The following is a 9,553-nucleotide window of genomic DNA, read 5'->3' as shown; positions in this document are numbered from 1 at the left end:
ATTTCTATGGTCCTCGATCAACAGCGTAGGATTTTCCATGAGTCGTGGTACAGGCTCTCGGGGAGTAAGATTTCTCTCCGGGCGAGTGTCCGCGTGCATAGGCAAACCTACCGCGGGGTACTGTGGTATGTTCTTCACGAGCAGTTTACCAACCAGTACTACCGCTTGCCGCGCGGTGCGTACGACTTTGTGTCGCGCCTTTCGCCCGATAAGACGGTAGGCGAGGTTTGGAACTCGATGCTTAAAAGCGGCGATGGCGATATGCCCGGCCAGGGCGAAGTCATCGAGATGCTTGCGCAGCTGTACCAGGCGAACATGCTCATGTACATGGGCGTGGACGATGGCGCAAAGCTTTTCGAGCGCAACCGCAAGCAGAGGCAGAAAAAGGTCAAGTCTTCGTTACTGAACATCTTCTTCTTGAAGGTTCCCGTTTTCGATCCTGACGCTATTCTGAATCGCTTGCGATGGCTCATCGCTTGCCTGATTAGCAAGCCGTTTGCGGTGGTGTGGCTGTTGACGGTTCTTGTGGCTGCGAAGTACGGTGTTGAAAATTTCGACGCCCTGAAGGATAGTGCGCAAGGGTTCCTTGCCCCGTCGAACATCGGCTGGGTTTACGTGTGTACCGTGTTTGTCAAGCTGCTTCACGAATTTGGCCATGCGAGTGTGGTCAAGCGTTTTGGCGGCGAGGTTCACACGCTCGGCGTGATGTTCATGCTGCTTGTTCCTCTCCCTTATGTGGATGCGACGGCGAGCTGGTCTTTCCGCAAAAAGTCGAAACGCATTCTCGTGGGGGCGGCAGGCATGCTCACGGAGTTCTTCATTGCTTCGATTGCTTTGATACTTTGGGCGAATTTGGGGGGCGGCCTCGCCAAAAGTCTTGCGTACAACGTTGTTGTGATGGCTTCCGTTTCGACAGTCCTCTTTAACGTGAATCCGCTCATGCGCTTTGACGGGTACTACATGCTTACCGACGCTCTTGACATGCCGAATTTGCAGCAGCGCTCGGTGCGGCATTTGAAGTACTTGCTCGAACGTTACGTATTTTTCAAACGTGACGCCGAAGAGGTGGCTGAAACCTGGTTTGAAAGATTTGTTTATGCCGTGTACGGCGTTTCGTCTTCGATTTACAGGGTGTTCCTGTTTACAGGCTTCATTGTCGCCATTTCCGCGCACTACCTGATACTTTCCTTCTGTATGGGTGTCTTGCTCTGCCTTACAATGGTGGTGATGCCTGTGGGCCGGTTTATAAAGTATGTCTTTGCAAGCCCAGCCCTTTCGCAGGTCCGTAACCGCGCCGTGCTTGTGACTTTGGTCGTGCTCGGCGGAGTCTTTGCAGCGCTTTTCTACGTGCCTGTTCCCGACACTTTCAAGGCTCCTGGAATTATTGAGGCCGCTCGGTACGAGAATTCTACGGTAGGCGAGGGGGGCGTTGTCGCAAAGGTCTATCGTGGCGAAAAGGCCCTGGTCCATAAGGACGATACGCTGATGGTCCTTGAGAACCGTGAACTGGATTTCCGCATAGAGGAAAAACGTGCCCAGGTGAACGAGACCGTGCAAACGTATTACCAGGCGTTGGAACTGGCTCCCGAAAACATGCAGCCCGTCGAAAAGAGATTGGGAGTCCTGAGGCAGGAACTGAACGATTTGTTGCACGACCGCGATAAGTTGGCGCTGCTTGCTCCGATGGACGGAATTTGGAATGTTAAAAGTCCTGACGACTACGTGGGGCGTTTCTTGCAGAAGGGCGATTCGGTTGGGATGGTCTTAGATACGGCTGCGTTCGATTTTCTTGCGGTGGTGACTCAAGAGGAAGTCTCGCGCTTGTTCATGGAAAACCCGCGCAAGGTTTCCGTGCGTTTAAACGGCGAAGCCTTTGTCGAGATTCCTGTCGATAGCGTGAGCGTGATTCCTGCGGCGAGTGACCGTTTGCCCTCTGCGGCCCTTGGCTGGCTTGGCGGTGGCGAAATTGAAACAACGGCGAAGGATGGCTCTGGCGAGCGTACGGCGGAGCCTGTTTACCTCGTTCGTTCCTCGATAAGAAGGGACTTGGCTTCCCTCTCCGGTGTAGACTGGGCTCATGGACGTTCCGGAAAAATTCGTTTCCATTTGACAGACACTCCGCTTGCCCTGCAGGGAATCCGCAAGGCAAGGCAGGCCCTGCAGAAATACTATAAGATGTAGCATGAACCTGATCGAAAACTACCGCCTTACCGCCTGTAAACGGGTGAAGAAGATTCCGACGGGGCTTGACGCCCTCGTTTTTCGGATGCAAGGGCGGTTCAAGGGCCGTAGTGGCGTGCTGCGCCGCCTTTTGCGCGAAGCTGCCAAGATCGATAAGCTGGGCAGGTCGTATAGCGGCCTGGACAGTGCCGAGTTTAGGCAAAGGCTGGCACGTGTCCGCGATGCCTTTAAGCGTAGGCCGGACCGCAACGCGCTGCAGACCGCGTTTGCCCTTGTGCAGGAGGCGGTGACCCGCACGTTGGGGTACAGGCCCTACATTGAGCAGGTGGCGGGAGCCTTGGCACTTTATGACGGGTTCATTGCCGAAATGTCGACAGGCGAGGGGAAGACCGTGACTGCGGCGATGTGCGCTACGGTGCGCGGCTTTGGCAAGCAGCCATGCCACGTGATAACCGCGAACGACTACCTGGCAAGTCGCGATGCGCAGATAATGAAGCCTCTCTACGATATTTGCGGCGTGACCGTGGGGGCGGTGACCGGGGCGATGAAACCTGCCGAGCGCAGGGAGGGCTACAGCGCCGACGTGACCTATTCTACCGCCAAGGATGTGCTTGCCGATTTCTTGCGTGACCGCATTGCGCTCGGGAAATACCAGAATTTCTCGAAGCGGCTTGTGGGCGATTCTTCGGGCGCGAATATGGAACGGGTCATGTCGAACTTGGTGCAACGGGGGTTATGCACCGCCATCGTTGACGAGGCCGACAACGTGCTTATTGACGAGGCCGTGACTCCGCTTATAATTTCCAAGGAGAACAAGAACGAGGGCTTTAACGAAAGTTGCAGGATTGCTTTCGCGCTTTCCGAAAAATTGGTCCAAGGTACCGACTATGCTGTCGATATCCGCTTTAGGACAGTCCGTTTCCTTGTCGATATGGACGAACGCCTGGAATCGCTTAAGTCGGTGGGCGAGGGCTTCTGCAAGGCGTCTTTCTTGAAGGACCTGATTCGCCAGGCGCTTGTGGCGCGAGAACTTTTTGTGGCCGGTCGCCAGTATGTTGTAGAAGAAGGCAAGGTGGTGATTGTCGATGAATCGACGGGCCGCAAGATGCCCATGCGTTCGTGGAACGGCGGGCTTCACCAGATGATTGAACTGAAAGAAGGGCTGGAACTTTCGGGCCTCAAGGAAACCGAGGCGCGAATGAGTTTCCAGCGCTTCTTTAGGCTGTACAAGAACTTTTCTGGCATGACGGGAACCGGCAAGGAAGCCCTTGGCGAGTTCTGGACGATTTACGGGGCGGCAGTCCTTTGCATTCCGAATCACCGCAAGTGCTTGCGTAAGATTTCGTTCCTCAAGATTTTTTCTACCAAGGAATCCAAGCGGGTGGCCATTGTCCACGAAGTGCTCGATGTCCATGCCAAGGGCCGCCCGGTCCTTATCGGCACCAAGGACATTGACGAAAGCGAAACCCTTGCCGAAATGATCAAGGCGCTTGGCCTTGAATGCCGTGTGATAAACGCTGTCCGCAGCGACGACGAGGCTACAATTATCGAGGGCGCCGGTCGTATGGGCGCGATAACGGTTGCGACCAATATGGCCGGGCGCGGAACCGACATCAAGATTCCCGATAAAGTAAAGAAACTTGGCGGCCTGCATGTGATTGCCACGGAGTGCAACCCTTCTTCGAGAATTGACCGCCAGCTTTTTGGCCGCGCCGCCCGTCAAGGTGACCCGGGGAGCGCGAGCCATTACGCAAGTTTTGAGGACGACGTGCTGCGCCGCAACCTGCCGGGGGCGCTTTGGGGCGCTTTTAGGCATCTTGGCCGCCTTTCTGTGCTCGTCGTGAGGTGGGCGCAGTATTCGGCGGGCAAGAAAGCCATGAAAAGTAGGCTTTCTGTTCAGCGGACAGACACCTGGCTCGAAGACTCTCTCGGCTTTAGCGGAAACGACGTGTAGAAACTACACACGGCCGTGACACAATTTTTACAAAAAAATGCAACCTGGATAAAGGGATGTATTACTTTGTTTGCAAAAACACTTTATCCTTATTTTTTATTCGTTCATCGGAATCAGGCATTTTCGGTGATACGCTCTCGACTACAGAACACTCCGCAACGAAGAATTCCTGGGACTCCACAAGTACTTCGTTGAGCAGACTGCAAGCATCACCAGCGAAGAGATTCGCAAGTCCATCGAAGCCTACCGCACCTCTGTAACCGAATACGCTAACCTCATTGAAGTGTCTGTCGACGAATCTGCCGCAATGGCCGTCAGCCGCCTTGATTCCGAACGCAATGCCGCCTACTCCTCTTGCAGGAACTTTGCCGAGAACGCCGACCCCACGAGGCTGAATCAGGACCAGTCCACGGGTACTTTCACGAACCTCATCAATACCCAAGGAAATTGGTGATGACAAGTTGAGCGCCTGCGGATTCAAGCCCTGGCTCGAAAACCTCGAAAGCAAGCACAACGAATACCTGACGGCGGTGCAGAACCGCAACAAGGAAATCGCTTCGAAGGTTCCTTCAACCAGAACCTGGAACGTGCTGGCCGTCTGGCTGACTTCCTTGAATTCGCAGAAGTCCTCACCCTCGACGCCCTCCACCGTGAAGAATCTTGCGGCGGTCACTTCCGTGAAGAATGCCAGACCGAAGAAGGCGAAGCAAAGCGTGACGACGAACACTTCTGCTACGTCGGTGCTTGGGAATTCAAGGGCGATGGCGAAAAGCCCGAACTCCACAAGGAACCTCTCACATTCGATAACGTCCACCTCGTTACTAGGAGCTACAAATAATGAGCCACGGCAATATGAATTTGACTTTGAAGATTTGGCGTCAGAAGGACTCCAAGACCAAGGGACAGTTCGAAACTGTCAAGATCAGCGACATTTCTCCCGACATGTCCTTTCTGGAAATGCTGGACATTGTCAACGAAGAACAGATGAAGCAGGGCAAGGTTGAAGCCAAGAAGCGCGTGCTCGCTATGGTGGCACAGATGGACAAGGAAGGCTTTGGTAACTGCACCAACCTTTACGAATGCCAGGCTGCTTGCCCGAAGGGTATCACCGTGGATTACATCGCCAAGATGAACCGCGAATACCTCATGGCAACCGCTACCTACGCTGAAAAGGTGTACGGAAAGGACTAATGAGGCGTGAGGTCGCTCATGCCTTGCGGCGTTCGCTTGAGGTATGAGGTCGGCCTTTCAGGCCTTTGAGCGTGTCAAGAACTCCGTTCGGGTAAACTCCGGGCGGGGTTCTTTTTTGTGAATTTTGTATTGTCAATATTTATCCTAGATAATTCGATTCAGTAACATTCGCCAAACGCTTCACCTCGGAAAAACTCCTCAGTGAACAGCATCTAACGGTGTCACGTAAATCGGCTAGGTTGCTTTATTCTTGATAAAATTATATATTAAGAGTGGAGGCTTTACAATGGAAATGACAACAGTCCAACTTCAGATCCCGGTGGATATGGAGCCGTATATTGCGACGAAGCCAGAAGGCGAACTTGTGCAGTTGGCCTTGTTGTTGCATCCGTTTGTAAAGAACGAGACCATATCGCATGGTCGCGCTGCCGAAATTCTCGGTATCACAAAGTGGCAGCTAATCGAGCTTTATGCCAATGAGGGCTTTGCCTACTTTGATATGGATTGGGACGAGGTCGAAGAGGATGTCGCTACCTATGAACGTCTCAAGGCAAAAGAGGCCGCTTCGGTATGATCGTAGTTTCCGATACGACTCCGCTCATTTCCCTTCTTAAAATTCGTCGTCTTGATTTGCTGAAAAGCCTTTTTGGGGCTGTCCGCATTCCTCAAGGCGTATTTGAAGAATTAACTGCCAATCCTGACTTTTCTGAAGAAGCGGAAGAGATTAGGAAATGTGAATTCATTGAAATACAAGATGTCAATCCTCAAGAAGTCTCCCTTTTTAGGAGGGCTACGGGGCTTGACCTTGGTGAGAGTGAGGCTCTCGTTTTGACAGATCGGTTAAATGCGGACTTACTTCTTGTTGATGAAATCAGGGCAAGGCATGTTGCCAAAACAATCGGTCTCAACATAATGGGTACAATCGGCATTTTTAGAGCCGCTTATAAGGATGGCTACATTTCTGCAGATGAAGTTCGCGAAGCTGTAGAAATATTGCGTTCTAGCGGTCGTCACATTGGCGAACGACTTTTCAAGAAGTTGCTTGAATCCTTGTAATTTTCCCATACATTCGACCTTCCTGGAAATGCTGGACATTGTCAACGAAGAACAGATGAAGCAGGGCAAGGTCGAAGCCAAGAAGCGCGTGCTCGCTATGGTGGCACAGATGGACAAGGAAGGCTTTGGTAACTGCACCAACCTTTACGAATGCCAGGCTGCTTGCCCGAAGGGTATCACCGTGGATTACATCGCCAAGATGAACCGCGAATACCTCATGGCAACCGCTACCTACGCTGAAAAGGTTTATGGTAAGGATTAAGAGGTCGCTCATGCCCAAGGCATTCGCTTTGAGGTATGAGGTCGGTCGCTTCGCTCCCTTTGAGGTGTGGGGCTTCAGCCCCTTTGGGTCTTCCGCGCACCCCACTGCAGGCTTCAGACGCCAGCCCGCAACGCCTGGCTTATAGCAAAAAATGGAGAAAGTATTCCTGCATGGGGGAGGTGGTGTCGGACATATTCGACTATATTGAGGCGTTCTATAACCGCAGGAGGTTGCATAGCACGCTCGGGTACCTGAGCCAGGTAGAGTATAGGTTGAAAAGGCTGGCTGCGTAAGGAGCCGGCTTAGGCTAGACTTCGAGTTGAGTCAGTTTCCCGTTTTCCTGTTCCGCCTTGAATATGTCGTAGACATAGGGAGAACTTTCAAGGTAAAGTCCGGTTTCCAGGTCAACCAACTTGGCGAATGTTTCTGACGCGTAGAGCCTGCGCATTGCTTCGATGAGCGGGATTTTCTGGTCTTCCATCATATACGAGATGATGTCTCCCGTTATGAGTTCAGCAAGCATTTTGGGCTTAGACATGGACCGACTCCTTCTTTTTCAACAGCGCAATCGCTTTTTCTGAGTGGAAGGAATATTGGTCGGTTAGTTTCTTGAACTTCATCTCGCTAACGAGCGTTTCGACAGAGATAGTTCCTTCGGAAAACTGCCTGAATAGCAATGCCAAGTCATCGTTCGCAATCGGCCCTATGACCAAGTCGAACCGACCGTCTATGTTGGAGTCTTCCTGCGGGTCTTTCAGTTTCGTTGCGTTTCGGTTCGTGATGACGAATTTCGCCCATTCTACGGTGGGCGAGCCGCCATACATTCTTGCTACCCTTTGCGCCATCCTTACAGCCTGCTCCCGAATGGTGGTAAGGTAGAACCCCTTGCCGAAATCCTTGTTCGGACGGCACTTGGACAGTTCAATTTGGGCGATGTCCGTGTTCGAACCGTGGAAGAGAATCACTGTATCTTCCCTCCGTTCTGCTGGCTGACTAGCGTTAGGTCGTTGATGGCGTCTTCAAATGAAAGCGTATGCTCCACATCGTAGAATTCGACAAGGAAATCCATCGCTCCGTGATTGCATAGATAATCAAAAGCCTGCTTTTCTGTAAGGCTCTTGTTTGCGGCGAACTCGTTGACGCATGCAACGGTATATCTGATCAGTTTCTTGTCCATTTCTTAGATAATATACATAAAGGCTAGAGTCGTGGCAATAGTATGGGCACTCTCTCGGTACAATGTAGTGCTTATTCATGGAGCTGCTCCGGAAAATCAAGGATTCGAAAGTTCGTGTGATGAAATTGTTCGTAGTGCGTGGGGTTTTCATAACAATTGGGTTGTAGACTATACAACTTAAGATGGATAGCGCGAAGCTCCAAAAGTCTTTGGGTGATGCCGCAGGCATGTTGGGGGCATATAATCAGGATGGTGAAAAGAAACTTACTCTTTGGCTAGATTCCGCTGTCTTTGAAGATACGGTAACATACGGCTCCGAGTATATCTATATCCAACGTTCCTTTGCGAATCCAGCGGCGTCCCCTGCACATAACGCATACGAAATTGGTGATAGAACTTGGAAAGGGAATAACAAGTGTTCCGTACGTAGGGCCTTGTTTGAAGAGGCTCAGGAAGTGAAGGCGAAAATATACAATAAACATATTGTTGGGGATTCTGTTGTTATAGATTCTACGGTTGGACAAAAAGCTCTTGAAATCATCCGTAAAAACTCCAACCTCTATCGTCAACTGGCTTCCCGCTACATCCTTATCGGTCACAGCATGGGCGGTGTCGTCTCCCGTGAATACGTGCAGGGTAACTTCTACAACGGCGATGTGGATAAATTTATCATGCTTGATTCACCGCACGAGGGCACCGGAACTTTGGACATACAAATCGGTTTGTTGTTATTTTGTAGTAAAATGTGCAGAAAAAGTTTTAAGGAGAACTGGGTATGAAAAATCTGTTGAACAAGTTTGGGCTTCAAAGGCTGATTGTGGCTGCCATAACTGCAATTTCAAGTGTATGTATGTGGGGGTGTTACGATGATCCGTGCGATGATATGGAGTATCGATGGACGGGCCCGACCGAAAAGAAAATTGTTGGTTTCGTTAACGATAGTTTTGCCATAGTGGCTCATGCAAATAGATGGAGTTATGAGGCTGACTGCATGTGTAGTGGAGAGCGGTTCGGTTTGGGACGATGGACCATTGGCGTATATAACTACAGGGAACAATTGGATGGCCCCGTTTTTGTGGATTCCGTTGACGATGGATATGGACAATACATGTATGTTTTGGGACAATTGTCGGATTCTGTAGTCTGGGGCGGTAATACGGACCCGAATCTGTTGGTTTGGAAAAATGCGACATCATTTTCCTTTTGGAAAATTGGCGAAAAACCGCATATAATTGGAGTTAGGCAGTCTTTTGATGGTTGTTCTGTTTCTTTTCCGATTGTTTCCTTGAGGGAATGGACTGATGGCGCAATTTTTGCAAAAGGAAATTTGACAGCTGGTAACGATAGCTGCCAATATGCCGTTTTGGACACCGTGTCGGGGGTTCTCACCTACAAGAGACTGGATGAAGACCTGATGTGGATACAGAAGTGCGATGATGTCCGTGCGTGGGGTTATGACGTGTATTGTTCCCTTCCTGGAAAGCGTCCTCTTGAGGGAAACATTTTAAAGAACGAAAAGGATACGATTCTGGCGCCGTTGGTGTTTAGTAAGGGAATTTTTTGGGGGAATATGATAGAACTGCGAGCAAATATATGTAACCTTGGTAATCAAGAAATTTCATGTCTTGATTCTACGTTTACATGGCGTGAACCCTTAAAATTTTATAAAGGTAACGATGTCGTGGTGGATTTGGAGTAAAGTATGAGAAAGAGGATTGTTCTATTCTTGATT

Annotated in this window: 11 protein-coding genes and 2 pseudogenes; 10 read left to right on the top strand and 3 right to left on the bottom strand. The window is 50.7% G+C overall.

Translation table 11 applies throughout. From position 1 onward, the window contains the following. Positions 1-93 precede the first annotated feature (93 nt). The 8 genes and pseudogenes from B7992_RS08715 (at position 94) to B7992_RS17160 (ending at position 6,937) form a co-directional block, all read left to right on the top strand. Positions 94-2,181: a hypothetical protein gene (locus B7992_RS08715; protein ID WP_141100419.1), complete on the top strand. Its 2,088-nt coding sequence runs from the start codon at positions 94-96 to the stop codon at positions 2,179-2,181. 1 nt (position 2,182) lies between these two features. Further along, the gene (locus B7992_RS08710; RefSeq protein WP_088666065.1) at positions 2,183-4,135 is read left to right on the top strand and encodes a hypothetical protein; all 1,953 of its coding nucleotides are present in this window, start codon (positions 2,183-2,185) and stop codon (positions 4,133-4,135) included. Positions 4,136-4,706: 571 nt separating this feature from the next. Further along, a pseudogene (locus B7992_RS08705) lies at positions 4,707-4,973 on the top strand (fumarate reductase/succinate dehydrogenase flavoprotein subunit); the annotation flags it as partial. A 14-nt stretch (positions 4,974-4,987) separates the two neighbouring features. Next, complete coding sequence (locus tag B7992_RS08700) at positions 4,988-5,326, top strand: hypothetical protein (protein WP_083539745.1); 339 nt, start codon at positions 4,988-4,990, stop codon at positions 5,324-5,326. Positions 5,327-5,612: 286 nt separating this feature from the next. Continuing rightward, positions 5,613-5,900, top strand: coding sequence for a UPF0175 family protein (locus tag B7992_RS08695; protein WP_088666064.1), 288 nt, complete (start codon positions 5,613-5,615; stop codon positions 5,898-5,900). Then, positions 5,897-6,382: a DUF3368 domain-containing protein gene (locus B7992_RS08690; RefSeq protein WP_088666063.1), complete on the top strand. Its 486-nt coding sequence runs from the start codon at positions 5,897-5,899 to the stop codon at positions 6,380-6,382. The genes B7992_RS08695 and B7992_RS08690 overlap by 4 nt, the downstream gene beginning before the upstream one ends. Before the next feature lie 55 nt (positions 6,383-6,437). After that, positions 6,438-6,644 (top strand): annotated as a pseudogene (locus B7992_RS08685) (succinate dehydrogenase/fumarate reductase iron-sulfur subunit); the annotation flags it as partial. A gap of 35 nt (positions 6,645-6,679) precedes the next feature. After that, entirely contained in the window at positions 6,680-6,937 is a 258-nt protein-coding gene (locus tag B7992_RS17160; protein ID WP_254917663.1) for an IS3 family transposase, read from the top strand. A 14-nt stretch (positions 6,938-6,951) separates the two neighbouring features. Here the strand turns inward: B7992_RS17160 and B7992_RS08675 are convergent, their stop codons facing one another. The 3 genes from B7992_RS08675 to B7992_RS08665 are packed head-to-tail and all read right to left on the bottom strand — an operon-like array spanning position 6,952 to position 7,821. Continuing rightward, the gene (locus B7992_RS08675) at positions 6,952-7,182 is read right to left on the bottom strand and encodes a hypothetical protein (protein WP_073161622.1); all 231 of its coding nucleotides are present in this window, start codon (positions 7,180-7,182) and stop codon (positions 6,952-6,954) included. Then, entirely contained in the window at positions 7,175-7,609 is a 435-nt protein-coding gene (locus B7992_RS08670; protein ID WP_088666062.1) for a DUF3990 domain-containing protein, read from the bottom strand. Before B7992_RS08670 ends, B7992_RS08675 begins: the two co-directional genes overlap by 8 nt. Continuing rightward, on the bottom strand, positions 7,606-7,821 hold the full coding sequence (locus B7992_RS08665) for a DUF3791 domain-containing protein (protein WP_072801212.1): 216 nt from the start codon (positions 7,819-7,821) through the stop codon (positions 7,606-7,608). Before B7992_RS08665 ends, B7992_RS08670 begins: the two co-directional genes overlap by 4 nt. Positions 7,822-8,003: 182 nt before the next feature. On the opposite strand from B7992_RS08665, the gene B7992_RS08660 reads away from it, so the two are divergent. Then, entirely contained in the window at positions 8,004-8,600 is a 597-nt protein-coding gene (locus B7992_RS08660) for a triacylglycerol lipase (protein WP_217897592.1), read from the top strand. Further along, positions 8,597-9,520, top strand: coding sequence for a hypothetical protein (locus B7992_RS08655; protein ID WP_073285571.1), 924 nt, complete (start codon positions 8,597-8,599; stop codon positions 9,518-9,520). Before B7992_RS08660 ends, B7992_RS08655 begins: the two co-directional genes overlap by 4 nt. Positions 9,521-9,553 lie beyond the last annotated feature (33 nt).

Source organism: Fibrobacter sp. UWH1 (genome assembly GCF_002210365.1).
Classification (GTDB): domain Bacteria; phylum Fibrobacterota; class Fibrobacteria; order Fibrobacterales; family Fibrobacteraceae; genus Fibrobacter.
This window is presented reverse-complemented; position numbering and strand designations above follow the sequence as displayed.